Annotated in this window: 23 protein-coding genes; 14 read left to right on the top strand and 9 right to left on the bottom strand. The window is 68.3% G+C overall.

What is annotated here, in order from left to right; translation table 11 throughout:
* Positions 1 to 49 precede the first annotated feature (49 nt).
* On the top strand, positions 50 to 787 hold the full coding sequence (ppgK, locus tag ACIOGX_RS24065; RefSeq protein ID WP_129770549.1) for a polyphosphate--glucose phosphotransferase: 738 nt from the start codon (positions 50 to 52) through the stop codon (positions 785 to 787).
* 101 nt (positions 788 to 888) lie between these two features.
* Here the strand turns inward: ppgK and ACIOGX_RS24060 are convergent, their stop codons facing one another.
* Entirely contained in the window at positions 889 to 1,461 is a 573-nt protein-coding gene (locus tag ACIOGX_RS24060; protein ID WP_383972645.1) for a DUF6542 domain-containing protein, read from the bottom strand.
* A gap of 339 nt (positions 1,462 to 1,800) precedes the next feature.
* On the opposite strand from ACIOGX_RS24060, the gene ychF reads away from it, so the two are divergent.
* Complete coding sequence (gene ychF, locus ACIOGX_RS24055; protein WP_129770548.1) at positions 1,801 to 2,889, top strand: redox-regulated ATPase YchF; 1,089 nt, start codon at positions 1,801 to 1,803, stop codon at positions 2,887 to 2,889.
* A gap of 419 nt (positions 2,890 to 3,308) precedes the next feature.
* On the opposite strand, the gene ACIOGX_RS24050 is transcribed toward ychF, so the two are convergent.
* Positions 3,309 to 5,141 carry a PQQ-binding-like beta-propeller repeat protein gene (locus ACIOGX_RS24050; protein ID WP_401916053.1) on the bottom strand — a complete coding sequence of 611 codons (1,833 nt, stop codon included), beginning with the start codon at positions 5,139 to 5,141 and terminating at the stop codon, positions 3,309 to 3,311.
* A gap of 4 nt (positions 5,142 to 5,145) precedes the next feature.
* Positions 5,146 to 5,559 (bottom strand): hypothetical protein, encoded by a 414-nt coding sequence (locus tag ACIOGX_RS24045; RefSeq protein ID WP_401916051.1) that lies wholly within the window; start codon positions 5,557 to 5,559, stop codon positions 5,146 to 5,148.
* Between the two features lie 510 nt (positions 5,560 to 6,069).
* Between ACIOGX_RS24045 and ACIOGX_RS24040 the strand changes: the two genes are divergently transcribed.
* From ACIOGX_RS24040 to ACIOGX_RS24030, 3 genes are all read left to right on the top strand, one after another.
* A complete protein-coding gene (locus ACIOGX_RS24040) occupies positions 6,070 to 6,321 on the top strand; it encodes a type II toxin-antitoxin system VapB family antitoxin (RefSeq protein ID WP_073785562.1) in 252 nt (83 codons plus the stop codon).
* Positions 6,318 to 6,734: a PIN domain nuclease gene (locus tag ACIOGX_RS24035; protein ID WP_356514539.1), complete on the top strand. Its 417-nt coding sequence runs from the start codon at positions 6,318 to 6,320 to the stop codon at positions 6,732 to 6,734. The genes ACIOGX_RS24040 and ACIOGX_RS24035 overlap by 4 nt, the downstream gene beginning before the upstream one ends.
* Before the next feature lie 326 nt (positions 6,735 to 7,060).
* Positions 7,061 to 8,077: a hypothetical protein gene (locus ACIOGX_RS24030; RefSeq protein ID WP_356514541.1), complete on the top strand. Its 1,017-nt coding sequence runs from the start codon at positions 7,061 to 7,063 to the stop codon at positions 8,075 to 8,077.
* Positions 8,078 to 8,327: 250 nt separating this feature from the next.
* On the opposite strand, the gene ACIOGX_RS24025 is transcribed toward ACIOGX_RS24030, so the two are convergent.
* The gene (locus tag ACIOGX_RS24025) at positions 8,328 to 8,810 is read right to left on the bottom strand and encodes a VOC family protein (RefSeq protein ID WP_401916047.1); all 483 of its coding nucleotides are present in this window, start codon (positions 8,808 to 8,810) and stop codon (positions 8,328 to 8,330) included.
* A gap of 11 nt (positions 8,811 to 8,821) precedes the next feature.
* The gene (locus tag ACIOGX_RS24020) at positions 8,822 to 10,066 is read right to left on the bottom strand and encodes an FAD-dependent monooxygenase (protein WP_401916044.1); all 1,245 of its coding nucleotides are present in this window, start codon (positions 10,064 to 10,066) and stop codon (positions 8,822 to 8,824) included.
* 181 nt (positions 10,067 to 10,247) lie between these two features.
* Between ACIOGX_RS24020 and ACIOGX_RS24015 the strand changes: the two genes are divergently transcribed.
* From ACIOGX_RS24015 to ACIOGX_RS24000, 4 genes are all read left to right on the top strand, one after another.
* Positions 10,248 to 11,222, top strand: coding sequence for a GntR family transcriptional regulator (locus ACIOGX_RS24015; RefSeq protein WP_401916042.1), 975 nt, complete (start codon positions 10,248 to 10,250; stop codon positions 11,220 to 11,222).
* A 208-nt stretch (positions 11,223 to 11,430) separates the two neighbouring features.
* On the top strand, positions 11,431 to 12,450 hold the full coding sequence (locus ACIOGX_RS24010) for a cupin domain-containing protein (protein WP_401916040.1): 1,020 nt from the start codon (positions 11,431 to 11,433) through the stop codon (positions 12,448 to 12,450).
* Between the two features lie 49 nt (positions 12,451 to 12,499).
* Positions 12,500 to 13,450: a hypothetical protein gene (locus ACIOGX_RS24005; RefSeq protein WP_383972604.1), complete on the top strand. Its 951-nt coding sequence runs from the start codon at positions 12,500 to 12,502 to the stop codon at positions 13,448 to 13,450.
* Positions 13,451 to 13,462: 12 nt separating this feature from the next.
* Entirely contained in the window at positions 13,463 to 14,464 is a 1,002-nt protein-coding gene (locus ACIOGX_RS24000) for an alpha/beta fold hydrolase (RefSeq protein WP_356514553.1), read from the top strand.
* A 76-nt stretch (positions 14,465 to 14,540) separates the two neighbouring features.
* On the opposite strand, the gene ACIOGX_RS23995 is transcribed toward ACIOGX_RS24000, so the two are convergent.
* The 3 genes from ACIOGX_RS23995 to ACIOGX_RS23985 all read right to left on the bottom strand — a co-directional run bounded on the left by ACIOGX_RS23995 (position 14,541) and on the right by ACIOGX_RS23985 (position 19,268).
* Positions 14,541 to 15,143 (bottom strand): DoxX family protein, encoded by a 603-nt coding sequence (locus ACIOGX_RS23995; RefSeq protein ID WP_356514555.1) that lies wholly within the window; start codon positions 15,141 to 15,143, stop codon positions 14,541 to 14,543.
* 170 nt (positions 15,144 to 15,313) lie between these two features.
* Entirely contained in the window at positions 15,314 to 17,941 is a 2,628-nt protein-coding gene (locus ACIOGX_RS23990; protein ID WP_401916037.1) for a discoidin domain-containing protein, read from the bottom strand.
* A gap of 88 nt (positions 17,942 to 18,029) precedes the next feature.
* Entirely contained in the window at positions 18,030 to 19,268 is a 1,239-nt protein-coding gene (locus ACIOGX_RS23985; protein WP_401916034.1) for a pyridoxal-phosphate dependent enzyme, read from the bottom strand.
* Between the two features lie 219 nt (positions 19,269 to 19,487).
* On the opposite strand from ACIOGX_RS23985, the gene ACIOGX_RS23980 reads away from it, so the two are divergent.
* The 5 genes from ACIOGX_RS23980 to ACIOGX_RS23960 all read left to right on the top strand — a co-directional run bounded on the left by ACIOGX_RS23980 (position 19,488) and on the right by ACIOGX_RS23960 (position 24,634).
* Complete coding sequence (locus ACIOGX_RS23980) at positions 19,488 to 20,240, top strand: GntR family transcriptional regulator (RefSeq protein ID WP_356514561.1); 753 nt, start codon at positions 19,488 to 19,490, stop codon at positions 20,238 to 20,240.
* A gap of 319 nt (positions 20,241 to 20,559) precedes the next feature.
* The gene (locus ACIOGX_RS23975) at positions 20,560 to 20,739 is read left to right on the top strand and encodes an SPOR domain-containing protein (protein ID WP_401760815.1); all 180 of its coding nucleotides are present in this window, start codon (positions 20,560 to 20,562) and stop codon (positions 20,737 to 20,739) included.
* 58 nt (positions 20,740 to 20,797) lie between these two features.
* Positions 20,798 to 21,217: a (deoxy)nucleoside triphosphate pyrophosphohydrolase gene (locus tag ACIOGX_RS23970; protein WP_401760817.1), complete on the top strand. Its 420-nt coding sequence runs from the start codon at positions 20,798 to 20,800 to the stop codon at positions 21,215 to 21,217.
* Between the two features lie 240 nt (positions 21,218 to 21,457).
* On the top strand, positions 21,458 to 21,931 hold the full coding sequence (locus tag ACIOGX_RS23965; RefSeq protein ID WP_383972594.1) for an ATP-binding protein: 474 nt from the start codon (positions 21,458 to 21,460) through the stop codon (positions 21,929 to 21,931).
* A 147-nt stretch (positions 21,932 to 22,078) separates the two neighbouring features.
* Positions 22,079 to 24,634: a SpoIIE family protein phosphatase gene (locus tag ACIOGX_RS23960; protein ID WP_356514569.1), complete on the top strand. Its 2,556-nt coding sequence runs from the start codon at positions 22,079 to 22,081 to the stop codon at positions 24,632 to 24,634.
* Positions 24,635 to 24,728: 94 nt separating this feature from the next.
* Here the strand turns inward: ACIOGX_RS23960 and ACIOGX_RS23955 are convergent, their stop codons facing one another.
* Complete coding sequence (locus ACIOGX_RS23955; RefSeq protein ID WP_383972590.1) at positions 24,729 to 25,439, bottom strand: PspA/IM30 family protein; 711 nt, start codon at positions 25,437 to 25,439, stop codon at positions 24,729 to 24,731.
* Between the last annotated feature and the right edge of the window lie 98 nt (positions 25,440 to 25,537).

The raw sequence follows: 25,537 nt of genomic DNA, 5'->3' as shown, positions 1-25,537 counted from the left end.
GCCGCCGTCCGGGAAGTCGCTGTCAGCATCTGCCCGTAACGTTGTGTCCATGAACGTCTTCGGAGTGGACATCGGTGGCTCGGGCATCAAGGGTGCGCCCGTGGACCTGGAGCGCGGCGATCTGGTCGAACCGCGGTACAAGGTGCTGACCCCGCACCCGGCGACGCCCGAGAGCGTCGCCGACGGAGTGGTGGAGGTCGTGCGGCACTTCGGCTGGTCGGGCCCGGTCGGCATCACCTTCCCGGGGGTGGTCACGGGCTCGGTCATCCGTACCGCCGCGAATGTCGACAAAGCCTGGATCGATACGGACGCGGGACAGGTGCTCGGCGAGCGGCTGGGGTTGCGGACCACGGTCCTCAACGACGCGGACGCGGCGGGGGTGGCCGAGATGGCCTTCGGCGCGGGCCGAGGCCGCAAGGGCACGGTATTCCTGCTGACCTTCGGTACGGGCATCGGCAGCGCGCTCTTCGTGGACGGCAAGCTGGTGCCCAACACCGAGCTGGGCCATCTGGAGCTGGACGGCCACGAGGCGGAGAAGCGCGCGTCGACGAAGGCCAAGGAAGACGCGGACCTGAGCTGGCACCACTGGGCGCACCGCGTCCAGAAGTATCTGGCCCATGTGGAGATGCTGTTCTCGCCCGAGCTGTTCATCATCGGCGGCGGGGTGAGCCGCAAGGCCGACAAGTTCATCCCGCTGATCGAGGGGATCAGGGCGGAGATCCTCCCGGCGGAGCTCCAGAACAACGCGGGGATCGTGGGCGCGGCGATGGCGGCGGCGGGCAGGTGACGCGGCGGGCGACCTAGGGCTGTTTTTAAAGTCCCGTCTGGCCTGCGGGCGGACGGGGCTCCTTCCGCGACACGCCCTGGGGCCTGTCCCAGCCGCGCGCTCTAGCCGCGCCGCGCGGCCCTGGGCACGGTGGCTCGGGGAGCCCTGGCCCCGGTCCCGGAACCAGGGCTCCCGGAGCCATGGCCGGGACCGGCCGCTCGGTACGCCGTGGCGCCGGCCCGGGTCACCCCGGCTCTGGCCGCCGCGTCCCGGGCGCTCTGGCGCCGGCCCATCTGCCGTACCTTCCGTACGGTCGCGATCAGCCCGGCGATGAGCGTGCCGCCGTACAGCCAGCCCGCGTGCAGGGCCAGGGTGGTGATGAGCGCCATCATCTGCCCGCCGAAGCCGCCGGTGCCGCCGGCGATCGGATACGCGCCGGCCGCGAAGGCGATCGGCACGCTGATCGGCGCCGTGACCAGGTCGGCGGTACGCACCCAGAGCGCGGTCACCGCGCTGACCAGCAGGAACAGCACGCCGTAGACCACGGGCGCGCCGTCGAGGAGCAGCCGGTCCAGAAAGGCGAAGGCCAGCATCGTCGCGGTGGCGAACAGTCCCGCGCCGAGCCCGGTGAACCGCGGATTGGGCAGCCTGCGCAGCCGTGCGGCCAGGGGCGACACCCGCGGACGGGGCGTCACCGGTACCCGGTAGCCACCGGTCGTCCCGGGTCTGGTCCCGGCGAAGGTGCTCGGGGGGCGCTGCCGACGCTGCTGCGGTTGACGTGTCCTGTGCTGCTCCACCGGACCAACGTAGGTGGCCCGGGGCGACGAGGCGGGCGTTGGACACGCCCTTTGGTCGAGCTTGGCGTTGAGTTCGACGTTCGGTGGCCGGAACGAGGTGCCCGGCGCGGGCCGGCAACGGCTTCGGCCCGCACCGGCGCGCGTCGGTGACGGCTTCGGCCCGCCCGTAAACTGGGAGATCGGCCCGCCCGGGTCACACAGGCCATCCGCCAGTCCTCACTTCAGGAAGTCGCCAACGTGTCGCTCACGATCGGAATCGTCGGCCTGCCGAATGTCGGCAAGTCGACCCTGTTCAACGCCCTGACCAAGAACGACGTGCTGGCGGCCAACTACCCGTTCGCCACCATCGAGCCCAACGTCGGCGTGGTCGGCGTGCCGGACCCGCGTCTGGACAAGCTCGCGGAGATCTTCGGCTCGCAGAAGATCCTCCCGGCCACGGTCGACTTCGTCGACATCGCCGGCATCGTGCGCGGCGCCTCCGAGGGTGAGGGCCTGGGCAACAAGTTCCTCGCGAACATCCGTGAATCGGACGCGATCTGCCAGGTCATCCGGGCCTTCAAGGACGAGAACGTCGTCCACGTCGACGGCAAGGTCTCGCCCAAGGACGACATCGAGACGATCAACACCGAGCTGATCCTCGCCGACCTCCAGACGATCGAGAAGGTCCTCCCGCGCCTCCAGCGCGAGTCGCGCATCAAGAAGGAGGTCGTGGCCCAGGTCAAGGCCATCGAGGAGGCCCAGGCCATCCTGGAGACCGGCGAGACCCTCTTCTCGGCCGGCATCCTCCAGGGCACGGAGAAGGCCGAGCCCCTGCGTGAGCTGCACCTGCTCACCACGAAGCCCTTCCTCTACGTCTTCAACGTCGACGAGGACGAGTTGACGGACGACACCTTCAAGGACGAACAGCGCGCCCTGGTCGCCCCCGCCGAGGCGATCTTCCTCAACGCCAAGCTGGAGTCCGACCTCGCCGAACTGGACGACGACGAGGCCCTCGAACTCCTCCAGTCGGTGGGCCAGGAAGAACCGGGCCTCGCCACCCTCGCCCACGTCGGCTTCCGCACCCTGGGCCTCCAGACGTACCTCACGGCAGGCCCCAAGGAGTCCCGCGCCTGGACGATCAAGAAGGGCGCGACGGCCCCCGAGGCGGCCGGTGTGATCCACACCGACTTCCAGAAGGGCTTCATCAAGGCCGAGGTCATCTCCTTCGCCGACCTGGTCGAAACGGGCTCGGTGGCGGACGCCCGCGCGGCGGGCAAGGCGCGCATGGAGGGCAAGGAATACGTCATGCAGGACGGCGACGTAGTCGAATTCCGCTTCAACGTGTAGCGGCTGAGTTATCATCACGTCACTGATCTCGCAAACGTGCAGGTCAGAGGGGGTCCGACTCTTCGGGGTCGGGCCCTTTGTGTTTTCCCGTGCTGGGATTGAACCTATGTACAGCTCACCCATTCTGTGTCTACAGCCACCTGGGCGGGGGCCTTCCCGGCAACTGTGGAGTGGTCGTCATCCGGCGCTGAGCACGTGGAATTCTTGCTCATCTGAACAGGAGTGAAGGGGGCCGCACATGCTCGAAGAGACGAACGAGCCGTTGTGCGGAGCGGATGAGGAGATGTGCATCCCCGCACACGCTGAGGAGTACTTACGACGAGGCTGAAGGCGTAGCGTCTGACTTCAAATGGCCACTCAAATGCCGATGGACTCGACCGTGATTCGGTACGGCACCTGTGAGGCGGCGCTTGGCGAACTCACATGGGCAGCGCGTGTATGTCACCTCGGGCGTCAGTCGCGTAAACGACACCATTGAAGATCGCGAGCGATCCTTGACGGTCTGGACTCACGAGGAGGTCATGTGCTCGGACCTTTCGACCTGTCAGCAGATTCCATCTAACAAGTTTCGCGGCGCGGTCGGCCGTGAAGAGAGCGTCACCGGAAATAGATGGTCGAGTGAGAAGGCGGCCTTCGGTCTTCTTTTCTTGATTCCAGCGAAAATTTCCGGTCTTAGCGTCCAGAGCCACAAGCCGGTTGTCTGTGTCGCCGAAGAGCAATGCTTCGTCCGTTGCGACAGGAGCCGCAGTGAGGTGCGCCTTTGTGTCGAATGACCAGAGCATTTGTCCGTTCTCAGGGTTCACTGCCACGATTCGCTGACCTGAGGACGGTTCTTTCGGCTGCAAGGTCATGTAGATGCCGTGATCTGTCACTGCCCAATCGTGAGACAGAGGGGCCTCGGCCTTGTAGGACCAGACCATCTTTGCCTCAGAGATAGCCACGATGTGATCCGCGATGACGGTTTCTGCGTCGCCAGGCATCCGGGATTCTGCAGCTGTGAATAGCGTGTATCCGGCGGCTGCTTGGGGTGCGGAGGCGACAGTGAGTCCGTTTGAGGGAAGTGACCAGAGGAGGTCAAGTGTCGAGGGGGCAAAGGCGTGCAGGGTACCGTCTTGAGTAGTTGCGTACAGTACATCCTTTGAAATACCCAGCAAATCGTCGCGGATTGCCACCGGGTGCGATGCTCGGCGCTTTCCGGTCCGCAGGTCAGTCATTTGCAAGTGGCCGCCCTTACCGGGGAAGTAAGCGGCGCCCCCATGCAGGGCAGGGCTGCTGGGGTACCACATCTTGATCAGGGGAGACCGTTGCCGAGAGTCAAGGTCGATCGCATGCAGCCTGTAAGGCTCATGCACCACAAGCATGCTGTCCGACAGGATGGGCTGTCGAGCAGGGCCGAAGGCTGCGCGGGTTTGCCAGGGCTCAGGCTTGCGTCGTGCCGGGGGCCCCGAAGAACTACGATTCCGTCTTCCCGTACGGTCTGTTCTCGAGGACCGCGGCTTCCGCACCTTGGCGAGCGCAATGTCGTACTGCATCTCGCCACCCATACGAGGTGTTTGTATGACCCCCTCTTGGTGGAGACGCTCGCAGGCAAATCGGTAGAGCTCCTGGAGCGTGACAACACCGTCGCCATTGAGGTCGGCAGCGCCGCTGGATATTCCTTCGATCAGCATCCCTGTGAAGAGGGATGGCGCGGGGGTCTCGGCGTCGAGATGCTGCCCTTCCCAGGCTCTCTGTGATCTTGTACCTGCAGTGATGACAACGCGGCCGTGCCCGGCAAGCGCCTCCTCGAATCTTGCCGATTCGTTGCCCTTGGCCCCTGGAAGGAAGAGGCCGCTGTAGCAGCAGTCGAGGATCACGACGATGCTCCGAGCGCGGCATTCATCCATGACCTCGTGGATGAATGCCGCCGAGATCGTTGTGTAGGCGGGTCGGGCAGGATCCGTCTGACGGATAGCGAAGTGAAGCTTGTCGCCACGACTCACGATCCCGTGACCGGAGAGGTACAGGAGACGTACGTCGTTGCCCCAAGCACCATCGAAGAACTCGCCGATTGCTCGCTCCAGCGTGGCGCGGTCGGCATCGATGAGTGTCTGCACCTCGAAGGCGCCGATCTTTGGATCACGCAGCAGTGCGCCCAGGCGAGTGCAGTCCACCTCGGGTGAACGGAGTTCCGGCAGTTCCGGGTGATCGTATGTCCCTGTACCGATGAGCAGAGCCCCACGGTTTCCGTCACCGAACGGCTGGGCGGTCATACCGTCAGGACCGGTCGGTGGAGCGCTCTTCGGGGTGGTCCTCGGCCGGAACCTCGCGGTGGGCGAGGAACTCGTCGATCAGACGAGCCCGCTCGGTAGTCGTGGCATCACTCAACTCGATCACGCGGTCTTCCATCTCTACCTTGATGCCACGCACGGGTCGGTTCTGCAACCAGGTGTCGGCGAGTAGAAGAACCTGACGCAGAGCAAGAGACGCGGCCGTAACGACAACCGACCCAGTGGCGATCAGCTCGCTGCTCTTTGCTCCCTCCGGGATATGACCTGCTGAACGCCCGGACCGTACGTCTAGTACGTCCAACTCCTGGAGTGAGCGTCGCAGCCGGCCTCCAAGGTGCAGCAACTCGTCATCGTCTGTGTCAGCAAGTCCCAGAAGTGTCAGCCGCACGGTCTGGTGCATAGATCGTTCCACCCCACTGTCTGCGCTCTCTACGCGCGACAGTCTAGAGAGAGGACTGGTTAGGCTGAGGCGAACGCCAGGTACTGGGGCGGTCAGGCTGCGATCTTCCGGGTCCTCATCGCTCACTCCGCTGAGTGAGGACCCGGTGACATGGGTTGCCCCACGATTCCAGGCTGCCGCAGCAACGGATGTGGCCCTTCGGCGCCTCCTGCCCTGTCAGGTAGCCGATGGGGGCCGGCGGGCAACGTCTTCGCTCTGACCTTTACGTACGCCCGCTGCTTCGCGAGGCGGATACAGGACTGTTCTGTCCGGAGCGACTCGGTCCGTACGCCTTCGGGGTCCGACTGGGGCGCTCAAACTGGAAGCTGAAACTCCGGGGTGCTGATCGGTATCCCGCGCTGTGCTCCAGCCCCTGATCTGGGTGCTCTCGGGGCATCCAAGCATGTCGATGTCATTTCTAGCTCAGAATTGATATCATTGTTGGGTCGTTGGGCTGTGGAGGGATGACTGATGGCCAGGACTGTGATCGATCTGGACGAGGAGATCGTCGAGCAGGCGATGCGGGTGTACGGGGTGAAGACGAAGGCCGCCGCAGTGCGGGCGGCCATGGAGGAGGGGGTGAGGCTGCGGCTGCGCCGGGAGCTGTTCGATGCCATTGACGAGGGTGAGTTCGAGGACGCATTCGCGGAAATCCGGGCGCAGACGGGGCCGCGGAATCCGGACGGCTCGTTGAAGCGCGAAGGCGGGGCTTCAGCGGCGTGAAGGGGCGCTACCTCATCGACAAGTCCGCCTTGGCCCGCCGGGGCAAAACGACGGTGCGGGCCCGGCTGGATGCGCTGGACCGTGACGGGCTTCTAGCGGTGTGCGCCCCGACCGAGTACGAGGTTCTGTACTCGGCACGCGGAAAGCCCGAGGCGCTGCGAATGCGCACCCTGCTCCGCGGGTTCGACTACCTGCCTTGCAATGATGACGAGTTCGAACGGGCGCTCGAGATCCAGGCACTGGCCCTGAACGCTGGATTTCACCGGGCGTTGTCGCTTGCTGACGTCCTCATCGCGGCAACAGCCGAGCGGCATCGGGCCACGGTCCTGCACTACGACGGCGACTTCGACATGATTGCCTCGGTGAGCAGGCTGCAAGCCGAGTGGGTCGTGGAGCCCGGCACCGCCGACTGAGCCAGGAGCGAGCATGCCGTGCCAAACCATGCCCCGACTGACGAGGCAGGGCGGCTGCTCGTCGCCAGCCGGATGTTGCGGACCTGCTCAACGGCGTGGTTCGGGGACTGCGGCTGACACTCAGGCCAGGGCTTCGATTATCCGCGCATCGCCACCCGCAGATGGTGGGTAGCGTTCTCGGCGTCGAATCCTCATGTACTTTGCCGAGAATCCCGTGCTGGGACGCGCCTACATGCTCGCAGGTCAACAGGTTGTGTGGAGTTCCGGTTCAGCGATGAGCTGGGTTCCGGTCTAACTTCTAGTGGGAAGAATTTAGGGGGCACCGAATGGCTAATGTCACCTTTCTGAGTCAGGCTGAACCGGTCGATGAGTACGGTCGTGCTCTTTACGCAGTGTCGCGATCGATTCTCAGGGCTCACTTCGATGAGTTGTCGCAAGCGGACCTGGAAGACCTCAATTGCGACCGGGTGGATGTCACGTTTCGGCAGCTCGCCAAGCTCGCTCGCCTCCACCGTGACAAGGGATCGCGCGGAGATGGATTTGAGTGGGCCGTTCACGAGGCGATTGTCGGCGGTGAACCACGCGTTGTCGATCTGGTCAGCGAAGCACTCAGGAAGGTAAGTCCCAGATCATTTGCCGACTTGGATAGGCCGACGTCCTTGATGTTTGGGCACGAGCGTGCACGCCACCTCGGATTCACTGATGCTGTTGTCAACAATGCGAGTGGTGACGCAGTGTTGCTGCCTGATGGCTCAGGTCGGCCATTCGCGTTTGGATCCTGGGTGCCGATCGCTGCTCGCGGCATCGCCGGCGAGTCTCAGCTGCGGGAACGGATCAAGAAGGTGTGGAAGACTGACCTATTCCTGAGTAGTGTCGAGAAGGCTCGGTTTGCCGCCGCGACTATCAAGAGCAATTGGCATCAACTCGAAGACGGCAATGGGCTCCGAGTAGCGATTGTTCCGCAAGCGATAGATCTTCCGGCGGGATATCGGAGGTGGCAGAGTCTCCACCTGGTCGCGCTACCAGACCCGGATGGCTTCATGGGATTGTTCAACGATGCGTATGAGGCGGTTGCCGAAGCGATTCTGACGGTTGGCAGGCACGATCGTGCACCCTATTACTACAAGCCGAGCGCTAAGGCACAGAAAATCCAGTCGCAACTGGAGAAGTACGGGAAGGTGAAGGTGGTCGACATTCTTGACGCCCTAAACGAAGCGGCGCAGCAGAACCTAATTTCTATTGACCGAAAGCTGATGTCGGTGGAAGCGCCCAGTTGGCTGAATATCAACGAAAATCGTACGCCCGTCATTGCACCGAGACCGTCGTTCGAGAAGCTCGACTGATTGGGCAGGTGGCAACATCATCTTCGATTGATGCCCTCTAAGTCGTTTCCGCTTGGCAGCCCCGCGGCACTTATTTTCCGACCGACCTGGCCAACGACGTGCCGATTTGAATGTGTAGCGGCTGACTTGACGAGCTCGCGTCCACACTTCTTCACGGCTCCGCCGGGCTCCTGTGGAAAGCGGCAGTAGCACTCGTGACCGCGAGCGACGCGAGAATGCTCTACTCACGTCCTGGGAAGCGCGTCCCTGATCAACCGGCCGATGGCGTTGCTTCCCGAACCTCCCGCGCGTCATGGGCGTCGATCAAGCCTTGGATGTCGATCTTGGTCATGGTGTGCAGGGCGGTGAGGACGCGTTCGGCGGTCGCCGGGGCGGCATTGCGGAGGAGTTCCCGCAGATTCGTGGGCAAGACCTGCCAGGTCACTCCGAAACGATCGGTCAGCGAGCCGCCCGGCCCTTCCTCGCCGCCATCGGTGAGGCTCGCCCAGAGGGCGTCCAGTGCCGGCTGGGTGTCGCACTCCGCATGCATGGAGATGGCGCGGGTGAAGGGATATCGCGGTGCGCCGTTGAAGGCTATGTATCGCTGTCCGCCCAGAGTGAAGTCGACTGTGGTGACGCGACCGTCCGGGTTCCGGTGGATGTCACCGATCCCGGAATCGGCGAACAGCGCCGTGTAGTGGGTCGCGACTGCTTCCGCCTGGCCGTCGAGCCACAGAAAGGTGCTGACGCGCATGGTGTTGTCTCCTACGGCTCGATTGTTCGGTGAGGTGCCGGGCCGGCGTAGCTGTCGAGCGCGACGGTGTCGGCCACCTTCTCCAGGCCCCGACCGACGATGCGTCGGGGCAGGTACGGCAGGGCCCGCACCGACTGGTTCCGCAGCCACATCCGGGCGGGCGAGTCGGGCATCAGGCCGCCGTCGCCGGATGTGCGGGCGAAGTCCTGGGCGCGGTCGACGAACTCGCGCATCCCCGATCCGTACGCGGCGTGGGCCACACGGTGATCGCCCCCGGCCTTGAAGAGTTCGCCGGCCAGGATGTAGGCGCCGACCAGGGCGAGGCTGGTGCCGATGCCGGACATGGGAGAGGCGCAGAAAGCGGAGTCGCCGACCAGCACGGTCCGGTCGATCGACCAGGTGTCGACGTGCACTTGCTCGACCCGGTCGAAGTAGAAGTCGGGCGCGTCCCAGATCTTCGACAAGAGATCCGGAACCTCCCACCCGGCGTCCTCGAAATGGCGGGCGACGATGCGCTTCTGCGCGGCAACGTCACGCCGGTCGAACTCGAGTCCGGGGGCGCGGAAGAAGAACCCCGCGAGCGCCCTGCCCGGTTCGGCCAACGGGCGCAGACCCGCTGTTCTGCCGGGCCGGCCCGCGCCACCGGGCATGGTGTACATCAACTGCCAGCCGTCCAGGTCGACATCCGTCGCGAGGGAGAAGAGCGCGATGAAGGAGTCGAGGTCACGTATGTAGCGGTCCTCGGGGCCGAACGTCAGCCGGCGCACGGCGGAATGCACGCCATCCGCTCCCACGAGCAGGTCGAACCGTCTGGGCCGGCCCTTCTCGAACGCGACAGTGACGCCGTCCTCGTCCTGCCGCACGGCGGTGATCGCATTGCCGAAGACATACTCGACGTCATCGCGGATCGGGTCGTGGAGGATCCGGGCCAAGTCGGTACGGAGAAGCGCCCACTCGGCAACCGGTCCGCCGGACGGCCCGAACACGTCGGTGCCCAGCCTCGCCATCGGTTTGCCCTGCTCATTGACGAAGGCCATGCCGCGGGCGCCGATCCGGGCGTTCCGGACCTGCGCGACGAGACCCATGCGTTCGATCACCTGTCGCGCGGTGCCGCGGATGTCGACAGCGTGGCCACCCGTGCGAGGGGCCGGGGCACGTTCCACCACGGTCGGCCGGAACCCGTACTGGGTCAGCCAGTACGCCAGGGCCGTCCCGGCGATGCCACCCCCTGACACGAGGATGTCCCGATTCTCCATACGTCCTTCTCCTCCGTCTTTCCCTACGCCGTTCCGCGTGGTGCTGTGCGTACAACGTATTGGCCCTGCTTGGTGAGAAAGAAGGGGCAGAATGTATCTGGTGAACTAGTGCGTCGAAGCAAGCGAACTAGTTCACCATGCTCTGACATCCTGGATGCGGCCCACGTCAGCGGAGGATCACGTGCCGTCAGCGCAGTACAACGAACCGCCCTACCGCGTGATCGCCGCGGAGATTCGCTCACGGATCGTCAGCGGTGATCTCCGTCCCGGTGACCGAGTGCCGTCCATCCGGGCCATCGCGCGGCGCTGGGGCGTCGCGATCGCGACCGCGACCAAGGTGACAGCCGCCCTGCGCGACGAGGGGCTCGTCGAGACGAACGTCGGTTCCGGCACGGTGGTCAGCCCACAGGCCGGCCGTCAACGGGCCCCCTCGGCTCACGGCGCCGCTCCGACCGTACGGGGAGCCGAGACGCCCGATCAGGAGTTGCTGCGGCTGCGCGTTCTCAGGACCGCCATCGAACTCGCCGATGCCGACGGGCTTCCGGCGCTGACCATGCGCCGGCTCGCGGCGGAGCTCGACCTCGGGCCGATGTCCCTGTATCGCCATGTCACAGGCAAGGACGAGCTGCTGACGCAGATGGCCGACCTCGTGTTCGGTGATCTCCGTCTGCCCGAAGACGGTCCGCCGGGGTGGCGCGCCAAACTCGAACTCGTCGCCCGTGAGCAATGGCGGCTGTGCCGACGGCATCTGTGGCTGCCTCATGTCGTCTCGTTCACCCGCCCCGTCCTGGTCCCCCACATGCTGGCCCATACCGAATGGACGCTGCGGGCCCTCGACGGACTCGATCTCCCCATGGACATCCGGCTTCAAGAAGCGCTCACCCTGCACGCGCTCGTCGTGACCATCGGACTGTCCAGGGCCGACGAGGCCCAGGCGGAGAGGAACAGCGGCATGACATTGAATCGCTGGTCCGAAACGCAGCGATCGCACCGCCGTGAACTCCTCACCAGCGGAAGATTTCCCCTCCTGGCAACCATCTCGGACGACACGGCACCCGACCTGGACGTCCTGTTCGAATACGGGCTGGAACGCCATCTCGACGGCTTCGCCGCACTGGTCGGCAGGCGCAGGGGCAGTTCCGCTGCGCCTGCGTAGCCGAACACTGGCCGATGTGACTCCCGTCGAATCCGAGGCAGGGGGCGGAGCCCGGTCCCTACGTTTTGACAGTGGCTCGTACCGGGCGAGAATTGATGTGGTGTGCGACGACGAGGTCCGAGGTCTGGCCCATCGAACAGGTCACGGAATCGCCCGCCGTATGTAAGTGGAGGGCGCGCGCTCAGACCTCGGATGGGACGGGTGAGCGATGGCCAAGGCCAGGACACCACAGGACCTGAACAGGCCTATCCGGCAGGACGCCCCTCTGCTCAGGCGCGGGAAGCTGGTGGAGCCGGGCGAAGGCGTTTCCATTTGGTGGATGGGCGATGATCTGATCACCTTCTCCGCTGTCAGTGAGGACACCGGAAGTGAATACGCTTTCTGGCTCGACTGCCCACCGCCCGGAACCGGCCCGCCCCGGCACGTTCATTCGCGCGAGGAGGAGGGCTTTTTCCTGCTCCGCGGGAAACTTGAGCTGAAGGCGGGGGGAATACACACCACCGTCGAGGACGGTACGTTCTTCGCGGCGCCCCGTGGTATCGCTCATGAATGGCGCAATGTCGGAGAGGACAGCGCGCAACTCCTCACCTTCACCACCCCCGGCGGTAATGAGGGCTTCTTTCTGGAACTGGGCGAACCGGGCGACGGGCCTCCGGGGAAACGCGGGACGATGCCGGTCCAGGAGATCAACGCCCGGACCCCGCGTTATGGCGTCACGTACTTGGAGAACGGCGCCGATGGGTCGGCGAGGCCCCTTCCGATCGGTGAGGGGCGCGGCCCCACGCTGGTGCTCCCGGGCGAAGGCGACCGCCGGTACGCCGCGGGAGCGACGTACACCATCAAAGCGGCGGGGCTCGCGACCGCGGGCGCCTATACGGTCACCGAGATCACGCTTGAGCCGGGCGGCAGCATGCCCGCCCACCGCCATGCCCGCTATGAGGAAGCCTTCTACGTCCTGGAGGGAACCGCCACCGCGCTGGTCGACGGAGAGGAATACGAGGCCTCCGCCGGAGCGGTGGTGCTCGTGCCCTGGGGCGTTCATCATTCGGTGCGCAACCGCACCGACCGGACGGTAAGGCTGTTCGATCTGACGGTGCCCGGTGGAATCGAGGACTACTACCGCGGTGCGTGTCGTCCGGCTCCCGGGCCGGACAGCGATCCGGGAGGAGATCTGGACCGGCTGACGGCGGTCGGGAGGCAGTTCGGTATCGAAGTCGGCACTGGCTGAGGGGCGTCCGACGAGGGCGCCTCGGCAATGCGTGGGAACAGGAGGCGTCATGCCAGACGCGAATTTTCCGACAGGCAGCAAGGGGCTCGTGGCAATCGACAAGGTCGGGAATCATGTTCTCTTCCTCGATCCGGACACCTATGAGGTCGAGTTGACCCTCGAAGGCTTCGCGCCGAGGGTGCACGAGCTGCTGATCTCGCCCGATCACCGCTTCGCCTATGCCCCCATATACGGCGCCGGTATCCACGGGGACAACCCGCATCCGGGCCATTTGGTCGCGAAGTTCGACTTGCGGGAACGGAAGCACGTCGGGGATCTCAGTACGTTTCCGCATCTGGCCCCGCACGGTCTGCGCTGGGGCGCGGACGGAACGTTGTACTGCGTGTGCGAGAACAGCGGTGTGGTGCTCGAAATGGACCCCGAGAACGGTGAGATCGAGACCGTGATCGAGGTGGGTTCCAACAAGGCGCACCGCGTCGAGGTGCTGCCGGACAACAGCAAGCTCTACACCGAGAACGAGGAAGACCCCTTCGCGTCGGTCGTCGATCTCGCCACGAAGAGCGTGATCAAGAAAATTCCCACGCCGAACGGTTCCGCGGGAATCGGCATGTCTCCCGACGGGGAGACGCTCGTCCTGGTCGACGCGGAGCAGCCGCAGCTCTTCATCGTCGACACAGCGTCGGACGAGACCCGCGCGACGGTCACACTCGACGGGCACGAGAAAGCGGCCCAGATCGCTCGCTACAGCCCCGACGGCCGGTATCTCGTGGTCACGAACTTCGAGGAGCCACTGGCCACGGTCTTCTCCGAGGACCTCAAGTCGCAGTCGCTGCTGCACCTCGGCCAGGGCCCCATGAACATGGCCTTCCACGAGGACGGGGAAACGGTGCTCATCGCCAATCACAACGAGGGCTCGCTGGCCGTGTGCAATCTCGAACGCGGTGAGGTCCTGCGTACCGTGCAAGCAGGCGTCGGCATCGAGACCCTCTCGTTCTTCTAGAGAGGCCAAGCCATGACCGACTGGAAAAGCGAAGCCGAGCCGGGCCGGCACACGGTCGGCGACTTCCGCTTCGATGACGGACGCCGGCTCGATGTGACGCTGGCGTACCACACACTCGGGACCCTGGACGCGGACGCGGGCAACGCCGTGATGCTTCTGCACGGCACAACCGGCTCCGGACAGCAGTTCCTGGAGCCGTCGATCGCCGACTTCCTGTTCCGGAGCGGCCGGCCCCTCGATGTGGGCAGATTCTTCGTGATCATGCCGGACGCCATGGGGCACGGGGGATCGAGCCGCCCCCGCGACGGGCTGGGACCTGACTTCCCGCGCTACGGCTACGGCGACATCGTCACGGGGCAACACCGGTTGCTGGTCGAGGGGTTGGGCATCGAGCGGTTGCGGCTGCTGCTCGGCACCTCGATGGGCGGGATGCAGACATGGATGTGGGGTGAGCGGTATCCCGACGTTCCGCGGGCCCTGATGACGATCGCCAGCCTTCCCGAACGCATCACCGGGCGGAACCTGCTCTGGCGACGGATGCTCATCCATCTGATCGAGTCCGATCCCGGATACGCCGAGGGCCGCTACAACAAGCAGCCGGCCGGACTCGGCCACGCGATGGCGCTGTTCCAGCTCATGGCCGGAAGCGCGGGGCGCATGGCCTCCGATCTGCCCTCCATCGACGCCGCCGACACGCAGATCGACCGCACCGAGACGCAGGCGCTGGACGGTGAAGACGCCAACGACGTCATCTGGGAGTTCGACGCGTCCCGTGACTACGATCCGGCGCCGGACCTCGCGGCCATACGGGCGCCGCTGCTGGCTCTCAACTTCGAGGACGACGGGCTCAACCCCGTCGAACTCGGAGGTCTTGAGAGAGCCGTCGCGAAGGTTCCGAACGGACGGGGCATGACGCTTCCGGCCGGCCCGAAATCGCGCGGGCACCAGACGCTCCACGTCGCCGAGATCTGGGGCGACCACCTCGGGGAGCTGCTGGCGCGGACCCAGGGCTGACCAGGAGCTGCCCCAGGGCTGACGGGCTGACCAGGGGCTGCCCCAGGGCCGAAGCGCCTGTCATCAGAGGGTGCTTTCAGGGGCCGCTCGTCGCTTCCGGCTCCCCGTACCGCGGGCTCGCCCGCCACAGCGCACGCCGCGTGGCCAGGCCCCCCAGCACTCCTGCCGCACACCCGACGATGCCCGCGTACGCGGGCCACTTGACGCCCGCCAGCCGGTCGAGCGACCAGTCGCCCGGCCCCGCGAGCCCGGTGACGGCCGCGGTCAGGATCAGGACCAGCGGGTACTCGTATCCGTCGTTCTGGACCCACGGCCCGTGCGGGACCTTCACCGTGACCGCGACGGTCATGACGCCGGCGACGGCCGCCACCCCGAGCGGTGTCAGCAGCCCGGCCCCGAGCAGCACGCCCCCGCCGGTCTGGCCGAGTCCCGCCGCCACCGCGGTGAGCCGCCCGCCGCGGAAGCCGTCGTGCCGGAACTCCTCGGCACCGCCCGCCAGACCTTCTCCGCCGAGCCAGTGCGTCGTCTTCTGGAGTCCGTGGGCGGTCATCAGCCCTCCCACGACGACGCGGAGGGCGAGCAGCCCGGCGTTGGTGCGGGCGGTGCCCGCGTCCGCCGTGCGCCCTGCCGCACGCGGAGAACGCTGTCCGATCGTGGGACGTGGAGGTGGATACCGCATGGTCACTCTTCTTTCTCGCGCCGCGGCAATGACCGGTACCCGGAGAAGTGTGATTTATCGCCTTCAGTACAACGTCCGCATGTCCAGCACGCAAGCTGTGGCGGCGACATGACCGGGAGCGCGACTTCCGCGTGGGCCGGCCTGAGCGACATCCCTGAGCGATGTCACCGTCAGCGCCCTCCGTCACCCGTACGGACCGTGAGTTCGCCGATCCCCGGTCGTCGTTCGCCCTCCGGCCCGTGCACGGTCACCCGGACATGCCGCGCCCGCGCCCCCGGCCGCAGCGGCTGCCAGCTCGTCCCGTCCGCCGAGGTCTCCACCGTGTACGACGCCGGGCGCGGGTCCGTCCAGCTCGGGGTGACCGACGCGACCGGGACGGTACGGCCCAGATCGACCGAGAGCGCGGCCGTCGCGTCCGTGGGCACCCACGCGGTGGCCCGGCTGCCGTCGACGGCGGCCGCCGCGTACAGGCCGCGCTCCTCCGAGGTGGCCGTCGCCGGGCGGCAGCGGGCCGCGTTCCCCGTGGGGGAGAGATCAGGGCGCCGGGTGGGCAGCGTGAGGACCGAGCGCAGCCGCCGGTCGCCGGCCGGGGTGTGCACGGTGAACGGGGCGCCGGAGGTCAGCCGGACCGTCGTCTCGCGGGGGCCGATCGCGATGTCGTACGTACGCCCCTGCCAGCGCAGCCCGCGCAGGCGCACCCCGTTCGCCAGCTGCGGCGGCAGCGTGGGGTCCAGCCGTACACCGTCGGCGCGCAGCCGCAGCCCCGTCAGCCCGTGCGTGAACACCTGGAGGAAACCACCCTTTCCGGTGAGGAAGTCCTGCGCGGGCGAGCCGGAGTGCGGATCGTCCGCCCCCGATTTGTCGCCGCGCGCCTCCGAGAAGAGGGCGAACGGTCCCCGGACGAATGGCCGGACCGACCGCTGGAGGTAGGTGTACGCCGCGCAGCCCGGCTCCCCGATGGCGGCGGCGTCGATCGCGTGGACCGAGTCCGTCATCGCGGGCCCGTCCGGGTCGGTGCGCTCCGCGTAGTAGTCGAGGGTGGCGGCAGCGGCCCCGGCGGGCATGGGCCATTCCAGCGGATAGGTCAGCAGGACCGTGTCCGCCTGTTTGATCCGCGAGCCGTCGTACCCCGCGTACTGGAGATAGACACCGCGCCGCGCGTCGTACGGGATCCTGATCCGGCCGGCGATGTCCGTCCATGACGCGGGGGCCCGCTCACCGACGAGCGCGGCGGCGCGGGTGGCGTCGCGCAGTACGGTGACCGCGCCCGCGTTCGTGAAGACGCCGTCCGTGACGCCGTTGCTGTACTCGTCGGGGCCCGCCACCTCCTTGACCGAGTAACTGCCGTCGTCGTTGGCCGTGACCCGCGAGGCCCAGAACTCCGCGATCCCCTTCAGCAGCGGCCAGCCGCGCTCGCGCAGCCAGGCCCGGTCGCCGGTCGCCTCGTAGTACTGCCGGACGGCGAGCGCGATATCGCTCTGGAGATGGTTCTGCGTGACGCAGTGGGGCGGGTTCCAGCTGTGGCATTCGCTCCAGATCTCGCCCCGCCCGCCGCTGGTCCAGGGGTAGAACAGCCCCTTGAAGCCGAGCTTCCCGGCGTTCTCGGCCGCCGCGGCGCGGGTGCGGTAGCGGTACTCGACGACGGAGCGGGCCAGTTCGGGGCGGGTGACCAGGAGGCCCGGATACATCCAGGTCTCGGCGTCCCAGAAAACCAGGCCCGCGTAGTTGTCGCTGCTCAGTCCGGTCGGCGCGAGGCTGTCCGCGGCTCCCTCGCGGGTGCCGGTCAGCAGTCCGTACTGCGCCGCGCGCAGCCACGCCTGGAGGTCCGGCCGCCCCGGTACGTCGACATCGGCGGCCCACAGGGGCGACCAGGCGGCCTCGTTGGCGGCGAACAGCGCGGGCCAGCCGCGCCGGGCCACCCGCCGGGACGCGTCCACGGCGGCGGCGCGCGGGTCCTGCGCGGTGAGGGCCGTGTCGACGCCGACGTACTTGACGAAGTCGTACGTACGGTCCGCGCGGACGGCGACCGGCCCCCGGACGGTGGGCCGCAGCGCCCAGGCGACGGCGCCCGCCGTCCCCGTACCGTTCGCCCGGAACGTGTCGACGCTCCCGCCCGTCCCGTCCCGCGCCCCGTCCTCCGAGCCGGTACGGGTGAGGCGTCGCGCGCCGCGCCAGTCGAGACCCCCGTCGACGCCGACCGCGCCGGTCCAGCGCGGGGTCAGGCGCAGCCGTACGGCGCCGGTGTGCGGGTCGGAGCGGTCGGTGAGGATCTCGTAGGTCAGATCGGTGGCACGGCCGTCGGCCGTCGTCCAGCGCAGGCTGGTGCGGATCACCCCGCAGCGCAGCAACACGCTCTGGCGGTAGCGCGAGATCCGGCTGCCGGTCCCGAACGTCTCGTCGCCCGCCCGTACGTTCAGGGTCGTCCAGGTGGGAAGGGCGGCGATCACCTGCCGGTCCGCGGTGACGGACGGTTCGTGGGCGTACAGCCCGGCGACGAACGCGCCGTCGTAGCGCGGGGTGTAGAGCGGCCAGCCGGTCGGGGTGCCGGTCTCGGCGTAACCGGCGCCGGTGGGCGGTACGCGCGTCCCGAGATAGCCGTTGCCGGTGTACGCGTGGTGGCTGTCGGCGGAGTCGGTCCGGGTGGCGGCGGGGGACCAGCCGCGGTCGGCCTCCTCCCCGCAGCGCGGGGCGCCCGCCGTGCCGTCGGCGTACGAGACCGGGGGGACGGCGGCCACGAGCGCGCCCGCGAGAAGGGGCGTGAGGAGGCGCGCGAGGACGTCGGTACGCGAGAGGCTCACGGTACGACCGTAGGAACGTCGGCGCGGTGGGGGTGCGCAGGGCGCGCGTGGTGAACGGCTGAACGGCCCTCTGCGCCCCGCACGGCACCTACGGGGCGGACGGACCGCCCGCCCCGGCCGTACCGTTCGTCCCGCCCGTCCCGGCCGCCGGCGCGAGCCCGGTCTTCGCGCCCGCGCCGCACAGCGGTACGACGGCGCGGAGGCCCGTGTGACCGGCCCCGTCGGCCCGGCCGGCCCGGTCCGTCGCGTCGGTCCCGTCCGTCCCGTCGGCACCGTGGGTCCCGTCAGCATCGTCGGTCCCGTCGCGTACCGCCGCCCAGCAGGCGACCGCCGTGGACTCCACGAACAGCCCCCGCGAGGCCAGATCGAGCTGGGCGGCGCGCAGTTGATCCTCGGTCACGGTGCGGAAGGTGCCGCCGGAGGCCCGGACCGCCCGCAGGATCTGCCGGGCGCGCGGCGGGTTCGGGATGGCGATGCCCTCGGCCAGGGTCGGGGCGCTCCCGGCCGGTGCGAGCAGTTCCTCGGCGCCCGCGCGGAAGGCGGTCGCCAGCGGCGAGACCGCCTCGGCCTGGACGGCGATCAGCGCGGGACGTGCGCCGATGAGCCCGTGCGCGGACAGTTCGGCGATCGCGAGCGCCGCGCCCAGGAGCAGGGTGCCGTTGCCGACGGGGACGACGAGCGTCTCCGGGAGGCGTCCGCCGAGGTCCTCCCACAGCTCGTAGACATAGGTCTTGGTGCCGTGCAGGAAGTACGGGTTGTGGACATGGCTCGCGTAGAACGTGCCCGGCTCGTCGGCGGCGGCGCGGGCGGCCCGCGCGGTGGCCTCACGGTCGCCGGGGACGCGTTCGAGACGCGCGCCGTGGGCCCGGATCTGTTCCGTCTTCTTGGGCGAGGTGGCCTCGGGCACGTACACCGTGCAGGGCAGCCCGGCCCGCGCGCAGTACGCGGCGATCGCCGTGCCCGCGTTGCCGCTGCTGTCGGCTGTCACCCGCTCGGGACCGAGCCGTCGTGCCAGCTCGGCGAGCATCACGGCGCCGCGGTCCTTGAAGGAGAGCGTCGGCATCAGGAAGTCGAGCTTGGCGGCGACGGACGGGGTCAGCGCTACGAGCGGGGTACGGCCCTCGCCGAGCGTCGTGACGGGCGCCGCGAGCGGCAGTGCCTCCTCGTACCGCCAGAGCGAATCGACCCGGGAGGAAAGGGACTTCAGGGGTACGGCCGACGCCTCGAAGTCCAGATCCCAGGGACCACGGCAGACGGGGCAGCACCAGGCGAGCGACGCGACGGGTGAGCGGGTGCCGTCCGCCGGGCAGACGTACATCGTGGTCATGATCGTCAGCATCCCAGTTTCACGGCCCGCAGGGGGCCGGCACGGGCCGGTCGCGCGGTGGTGCGCCCGGCGTGACAGCAGGGCGCGATGGGGCGCACCTGCGGTAAAGACCTGCTTAAACGCGAGTAATCACTTCGGGTGAAACTCTGGCCCATGCTTGCGGTGATCAACCGACGGTTGCCACGCTGTTGCTGTCTGTCAACCTGATGGGAGTGGCCCGTGGCCTTCGGTGAGCAGCCCGCCTATCTCCGCGTCGCGAGCGATCTTCGGGAGAAGATCACCAATGGCGCTCTGCCGCCGCATACCCGACTGCCCTCGCAGGCCCGTATCCGCGAGGAGTACGGCGTCTCCGACACGGTCGCGCTGGAGGCGCGCAAGGTGCTGATGGCCGAGGGGCTGGTCGAGGGCCGCTCCGGATCCGGTACGTACGTCCGTGAGCGCCCCGTCCCCCGCCGGATCGCCCGGTCCGGGTACCGGCCGCCGGCCGGCTCCAGTCCGTTCCGTCAGGAGCAGGCGGCGACGGGCGCGCGGGGCACCTGGGAGTCCCGGAGCGAGCAGGACGAGGCCGGGCCGGAGATCGCGGCCCGGCTGGGGATCGAGCCGGGCGACCGCGTGATGCGTACGCGCTACGTCTTCCGCGAGGCGGGCGAGCCGATGATGCTCTCCACCTCCTGGGAGCCCCTCGCGGTCACGGGGCGTACGCCGGTGATGCTGCCCGAGGAGGGGCCGCTCGGCGGGTGCGGGGTGGTCGAGCGGATGGCGGCCATCGACATCGTCGTGGACAACGTGCTGGAGGAGGTCGGCGCACGCCCCGGGCTGGCGGAGGAGCTCATGGCGCTCGGCGGCGTGCCCGGCCATGTCGTGATGGTCCTGGAGCGGACGTACTACGCGTCGGGGAGGGCCGTGGAGACCGCTGAGGTCGTCGTCCCCGCGGACCGGTACCGGATCGCGTACCACCTCTCCGTGAAGTGACCGGCGGGTCCGGCCGTCCGGCCGGACCGACCGACGGCCCGGCGCGCGCGGGGAGTTGACGGCGCGTACGGGCCGGCCGGACTTGCCCGCGTCCGGCCGTACGGGCATGATTCGGGGCCCGATCGGGCGTGCGGGGGCGGCAGGGGGCGCGCGCGGTCGGCTGCCGCCTCCGTTTTTCGGCGTTTTCTTGGCCGGATGCGTATCTCTTTGTACAAACCTGTATCCGCTCCGTGAAGGTCAGGCGTAGGCTCCGGCATATGCGGAATGCGGTTTCCCGGGGATGCTCGGAGAGATGCAGGTCGGTGCGGGGAGGAGCGCGATGAACGACGGCGGAGCCATGCTCCCGTGGCTTGTCATACGGGAGGACGACAACGGCAACCGCTATCGCGTCGGCAGATATGCCACCCAGGACGAGGCGCAGAAGATAGTGGAGAGCCTCGACGGCCGCGGACAGCAGCGGATCTACTGGGTGGAGCGCGTCAGCCAGACCGCCGGGTAGGCCGTTCCTGTGCGCCGTACGCCACGCCCTCGGCCGAGTGCGCGTTACGCTCCGGCGCATGACTGATCGTGTGGTGGTGGCGGGCGCCGTGTACGACCGCGGACGGCTGCTGGCCGCCCGGCGCAGCGCGCCCCCCGAGCTGGCCGGCCGCTGGGAGCTGCCGGGCGGCAAGCTGGAGCCGGGGGAGGGGCCCGAACAGGCGCTGGTGCGTGAGCTGCGGGAAGAACTCGGCGTGGAGAGCGAGCCGGTGGAGCGGATCCCCGGCGAATGGCCGCTCAAGCCCGGCTATGTGCTCCAGGTGTGGATGGCCCGGCTGCTCTCCGGCGAGCCCCGGCCGCTGGAGGACCACGACGAACTCCGCTGGCTGGGCCCTGACGAGATCCATACGGTCGACTGGCTCGACCAGGACCGTCCGGCCGTGGCCGAAGCGGCCCGACGGCTGCGCGCCGCCCCCGCGCCGACCCGCCGGATCCCCTGAACTCGGCACCGGGCGGGGCATGGAGAACGCAGGAAGAACGCGCGGCGAAGCGTACGGGACGTGCGTGAGGAGTGCGCGGCGGTGTGACGAGCGGTACGTCATGTGCGGAAAGGGCGTAGTCCGTTTGTGCCGATGCGGCCTCCCCTGTGACGGCGGCTGTGACGGTAGCCGCGACGGATATCGGGTATGTGCTGATTAACCCCCCTAAACGGGACGCGGGTCTGCCGTCGGTCTGGGGAAGTGATCGGCTTGATCGACACAGAGGGTGACGCATGCGCCGAATGGACCTTCCCTGCCGAACTCGATGCCGTACGCGCCGCCCGCCATGCCGTCCGTGACACGCTCCACGCCTGGCGCCTGCCGCCGTCGGTCGGCGATATGGCGGTCCTGCTGGTGAGCGAGCTGGTGACCAATTCCCTGCGCTACACCTCCGGGCCGATCGGGGTCCGGCTCGCCGTCCGCCCCGTCGAGCCGGGACCTCCCGGGGACCCCGGCGGTCCCGACGGAGCCGGTGGCGCCGCCGTCACGGAGCGTGCCGCGCTGCTGGTGGAGGTCTCCGATCCGCTGCCCGATCCACCGACCGAACGCCCCGCCGGTCCCGACGACGAAGGGGGCCGGGGACTCCAGCTTCTGGCGGTTACCGCGCGACGTTGGGGTACACGCCGTGGGAAGACCGGCAAGACCGTGTGGTTCGAGCTGCCCCTCCCTGGTTAGAAGTCTGGGAGGGAGAACGATCACGACGGGCTCGGCTCAAAAAGAACGAGACCGTGCTGTGATCGTGAACGCCGTGTCGGCTGGGGCCGTAGTGCTGAATACTGCGGGCATGGCCGGTCCGGTGCGTGAGCTGGAGGGGACGGTCGCGTGAGCGAGATATCTGGGGCGGCGGGCGACGTCGTATGGCAGAGCAGTCCGCCCGGCTCGATCTATGACTACATCAAGGTCGCTTCGTTCTCGATCGGTCCGGACGGGCTGGTCGATCAGTGGAGCGAGCGGGCCGCCGAGCTGTTCGGAGTGGATGCCGACAAGGTCAGGGGCCGGGACCCGGTCGAGGTGTTCATGCCGGCCGATCAGCGGTCGCGAGGCCATCGCAAGATCAAGGAGATCCTCGACGGCAAGGAATGGACCGGCCTCGTTCCGTTCCGTACGGACGGCGGCGCCGAGCCGCACGGGATCGCCGAGATCTATGTGATGCCGAGCGAGACGGAGCGTGGCGAACGCGCCGCGCTCTGTATCGTCGTCGACGTCAGGGCGCTGCGCCGGATCGAGACCGACCTCGCCTCCTCGCAGGCTATTTTCGGCCAATCTCCTTTTGGCTTCCTGCTGTTCGACACCCACCTCAAGGTGCAGCGCGCCAACCAGCGCTTCGCCACCGTCTTCGGCGGCCAGGCCAACGACCACCGCGGCCGTACGGTCCACGACTATCTCTCGCGCCCCGAGGCCGAGCGGATGACCGCCGCCCTGGAACGCGTCCTGAAGACCGGGGAGTCCGTCACCGACCTCCAGATCGTGGGCACCCGGCCGGGCGACGCGGAACGCCGGCACTGGTCGATCAACCTCTACCGCGTACACAGCGGCTCCGGCCGCTCCATCGGGGTCGCCGGGGTCGCCACCGATGTCACACGCCGTCACATAGCCGCCAGGGAAGCCGCGAGCGCCCGCCGCAACCTCGCCCTCCTCAACGAGGCCAGCGCCCGCATCGGCAACTCCCTGGACCTGGAGACCACCGCACGCGAGCTGCTCGGCGTGGCCGTCCCCGGCTTCTGCGACCTCGCCTCCGTCGACCTCTACCAGAGCCTGCTCACCGGTGAGGAGGCGCCGCCCGGACGCTGGGGCTCCTCGGGGGCCGATTCCGGCGGCGGCAGTGCCCGGCTGCGCCGGGTCGCCTTCGCCAGCGCCGTCTCCGACGTACCGCTGACCGGGCCGGGCGGCGAGGGCGACGGGTACGTCCCGCCCGAGGTCGGCGCCGTCCACCGCTTCCCGTTCAGCTCGCTCAGCGCGGGCGCGCTGCGCACCGGCCGCGTCCAGACCATCCCCGGCGAGGCGGGCAGCCTCGTCCAGTCCACGTTCGCCGTCCCGATGGTCGCTCACGACAGCGTCATCGGGCTCGTCCAGTTCTCCCGTACGAAGGGCAGCGAGCCGTTCGGGGAACGGGACCGGGCCCTCGCCGTGGAACTCGCCGCGCGCGCCGCGGTCTGTATCGACAACGCCCGCCTCTACCGCCGGGAGCACGAACGCGCCCTGATCCTCCAGCGCAGCCTGCTCCCGCCCGGCGACCCGGAGGCCGCGGGGCTGGACATCGCCTGCCGCTATCTGCCCGGCAACACGGCCACCGAAGTGGGCGGCGACTGGTTCGACGTCATCGAACTGCCGGGCCACCGCACCGCGCTGGTCGTCGGCGACGTCATGGGGCGCGGCCTGCGGGCCGCCGTCGCCATGGGCGAGCTGCGCACCGCCGTACGCACGCTGGCGCTGCTCGATCTGGAGCCCGCGGAAGTGCTCTCCGCGCTGGACGAGATCGCCCGTGGACTGGGCTCGCCCAGCGGCGCCCAGCAGGCCTCGCGCGTCGCCCACAAGTCGCGCGACGCGGACCTCGCCGAGGTCTATCTCGCCACCTGCGTGTATGCCGTCTACGACCCGGTCACCCGGCGCTGCACGTTCGCCAACGCCGGCCATCTGCCGCCCGTCCTCGTCGAACCGGGCGAGGAGGCGCTGCTGCTCGACGTGCCGCCCGGGATGCCCCTCGGCGTGGGCGGCGAGCCGTTCGAGCAGGTGGAGGTCGATGTGACGGAGGGCGCGCTGCTCGCGCTGTATACGGACGGGCTGGTCGAATCCAGGGACCAGCCGCTGGACGAGGGCCTGGACGCCTTCCGTGCGGCTCTCGCCCATCCGTCCCGTCCGCTGGAGGACGTCTGCGACCACGTGCTGAACACGCTCGACACCCGGCACGGCGAGGACGACATCGCCCTCCTGATGGCCCGTATCCAGGGGCTGCCGGCCGAGGCGGTCGGCGACTGGCTGCTGCCCCGCGAGCCGCGCTCGGTGGGCCGGGCCAGGGAACTCGCCCGTACGCAGCTGCTCGCCTGGGACCTCGAACCGCTGGTGGACACCGTGGAGCTGCTCGTCAGCGAACTGGTCACCAACGCCATGCGCTACGGCGAGGGGGAGATCCGGCTGCGGCTGCTGCGCGACCGCACTCTCGTCTGCGAGGTGTGGGACGCGGGACTGGTGCAGCCGAGGCGGCGGCGGGCCCGTGACACCGACGAGGGCGGCCGGGGTCTCCAGCTGGTCGGGCTGCTGAGCGCGGCGTGGGGCTCGCGCCGGACGCCGCGCGGCAAGACGGTCTGGTTCGAGCTGGCCCTGCCCGACGGTGACTCGTCGGCCGAGCCGACCGTCGAGCAGCTGCTGAGCATGTTCTGACGCCGGGCCCGGGGGCTGTCTGCCTGGGGCTGTCGGTCCGTGACGATCGGGCCCGGCGCCTGCCGTCAGCGCTCTTTCCCGACAGAGGGCCCTGTCAGCCGCTCTTCAGCGCTGCCAGCCGCGCCTCGACCTCCGCGCTGTCGCCCACACTGTCCAACCGCTCGAACTGGGCGTCCAGCGACGAGGCGGCGAGTTCCTGCTTGCCCATCGCCCTCGCCTCCTCGCGCCGCACCTTGTCCTCGAACCGGCCGAGGTCGCTGGTCGGGTCCATGACGTTGATGTTCTTGACCGCGTCCATCATCCGGTTCTGCGCCTGGGCGGACTTGGACCGGGCCACCAGCTCGTCGCGCTTCGCCTTCAGCTCGTTCAGCTTCGCCTTCATCCGCTCCAGACCGCTCTTGAGCTTGTCCACGACCTCCGTCTGGGAGGCGATGGTCGGCTCCGCGGTCTTCGCCTCCTTCTCGGACTGGAGCTGGCGTTCCAGCGCGACCTTGGCGAGGTTGTCGAACGTGTCCGCGTCCGCGGTATGCCCGGCCGCGCGCAGCTCGTCCGCCTTCCTGCTGGCCGCGAGCGCCTTCTCGCCCCACTCACGGCCCGCGGCCACATCCTCCGTGTGGTCCTGCTCCAGCAGGCGCAGATTGCCGATGGTGCCGGCGACCGCCTCCTCCGCCTCGGCGATGTTGTTGGTGTAGTCGCGGATCAGCTGGTCCAGCAGCTTCTGCGGATCCTCCGCCTGGTCCAGCAGGGCGTTGATATTGGCCTTCGCCAGCTGGCTGACCCGGCCGAGGATGGTCTGCTTGGTCATGGCTCTTCTCCTTATGGCCCTGTTGTCGTGTTGCCTCGAGGCCCTGTGGGGTCCGTGCGTTATGAGGCCCTGAGGCCCTGAGGCCCTGAGGCCCTGAG

Source organism: Streptomyces sp. NPDC088147, from assembly GCF_044741565.1.
Classification (GTDB): domain Bacteria; phylum Actinomycetota; class Actinomycetes; order Streptomycetales; family Streptomycetaceae; genus Streptomyces.
Note: the sequence above shows the minus strand (reverse complement) of the source record. Positions and strands in the feature narration are given on the sequence as shown.

Excerpts from the sequence above, each read along its gene's own strand:
- ppgK (WP_129770549.1), top strand. The coding sequence starts at position 50 with ATGAACGTCTTCGGAGTGGACATCGGTGGCTCGGGCATCAAGGGTGCG.
- ACIOGX_RS24050 (WP_401916053.1), bottom strand. The coding sequence starts at position 5,141 with ATGACCGCCCAGCCGTTCGGTGACGGAAACCGTGGGGCTCTGCTCATC.
- ACIOGX_RS24045 (WP_401916051.1), bottom strand. The coding sequence starts at position 5,559 with ATGCACCAGACCGTGCGGCTGACACTTCTGGGACTTGCTGACACAGAC.
- ACIOGX_RS24040 (WP_073785562.1), top strand. The coding sequence starts at position 6,070 with ATGGCCAGGACTGTGATCGATCTGGACGAGGAGATCGTCGAGCAGGCG.
- ACIOGX_RS24030 (WP_356514541.1), top strand. The coding sequence starts at position 7,061 with ATGGCTAATGTCACCTTTCTGAGTCAGGCTGAACCGGTCGATGAGTAC.
- ACIOGX_RS24025 (WP_401916047.1), bottom strand. The coding sequence starts at position 8,810 with ATGCGCGTCAGCACCTTTCTGTGGCTCGACGGCCAGGCGGAAGCAGTC.
- ACIOGX_RS24020 (WP_401916044.1), bottom strand. The coding sequence starts at position 10,066 with ATGGAGAATCGGGACATCCTCGTGTCAGGGGGTGGCATCGCCGGGACG.
- ACIOGX_RS24010 (WP_401916040.1), top strand. The coding sequence starts at position 11,431 with ATGGCCAAGGCCAGGACACCACAGGACCTGAACAGGCCTATCCGGCAG.
- ACIOGX_RS24005 (WP_383972604.1), top strand. The coding sequence starts at position 12,500 with ATGCCAGACGCGAATTTTCCGACAGGCAGCAAGGGGCTCGTGGCAATC.
- ACIOGX_RS24000 (WP_356514553.1), top strand. The coding sequence starts at position 13,463 with ATGACCGACTGGAAAAGCGAAGCCGAGCCGGGCCGGCACACGGTCGGC.
- ACIOGX_RS23995 (WP_356514555.1), bottom strand. The coding sequence starts at position 15,143 with ATGCGGTATCCACCTCCACGTCCCACGATCGGACAGCGTTCTCCGCGT.
- ACIOGX_RS23985 (WP_401916034.1), bottom strand. The coding sequence starts at position 19,268 with ATGACCACGATGTACGTCTGCCCGGCGGACGGCACCCGCTCACCCGTC.
- ACIOGX_RS23975 (WP_401760815.1), top strand. The coding sequence starts at position 20,560 with ATGAACGACGGCGGAGCCATGCTCCCGTGGCTTGTCATACGGGAGGAC.
- ACIOGX_RS23970 (WP_401760817.1), top strand. The coding sequence starts at position 20,798 with ATGACTGATCGTGTGGTGGTGGCGGGCGCCGTGTACGACCGCGGACGG.
- ACIOGX_RS23955 (WP_383972590.1), bottom strand. The coding sequence starts at position 25,439 with ATGACCAAGCAGACCATCCTCGGCCGGGTCAGCCAGCTGGCGAAGGCC.